A 656-nucleotide genomic window follows, 5' to 3' on the forward strand; every position below is an offset into this window, starting at 1 on the left:
GGTTGCGCGCCGAGGAGGTCCTCACGGTCAGGGCCCAGAAGCTCTCGGTGCGGGCGTTGCGGCGCGCGGCCCGCCGCGTCCTGGAGGACCTCGGCTACACCACCGCCGTGGCTGACACCCACGAGAACACCCGGGTGGCTGCCCAGGAGGACAAGGCGTGGGCGGCCGCGTCGTTCTGGATCCGCGAGGAGGGTGACGGGACGATGACCGGACGGTTCACCCTCCCGGTCCTCCAGGGCCGGATGCTGGCCAAGGTCCTGCAGGCCATGACCAGCCCCCGCCGACTCGCACGCCACCGGACCACCACCACCGCGACCGCCGACGGGCAGGAGGGTTCCTCGTGGGGCGAGCGTGAGGTGGACTGGGCCCACGAGCAGGGCAAGGCCTTCGCCGAGCTCGTCTCCCACCTGCCCACCGACCACCTGTCCACACCCTCGACCGCGATCCTGCTGGTGCGCACCGACCTGGACACCCTCCGCGGGGTCACTGACCGGGTCGGGGTCACCGACCACGACGAGGAGGTCTCGGCCGGGCAGGTCCGCCGCCTGGCCGCCACGGCCGGGATCGTCCCGGTGGTCATGGGCAGCGACTCGGCCGTCCTGGACCTGGGCCGGCAGACCCGGGTGTTCACCGACTCCCAACGCAAGGCCCTCGCG

The 656-nt window shown here is 73.0% G+C and carries 1 pseudogene; it reads left to right on the forward strand.

Annotated elements, in window-relative coordinates:
* Positions 1-656: pseudogene (locus tag ACFFHC_RS11535) on the forward strand (HNH endonuclease); the annotation flags it as partial.

This window comes from Kytococcus schroeteri (assembly GCF_042433515.1).
GTDB classification, from domain to species: domain Bacteria; phylum Actinomycetota; class Actinomycetes; order Actinomycetales; family Dermatophilaceae; genus Kytococcus; species Kytococcus schroeteri.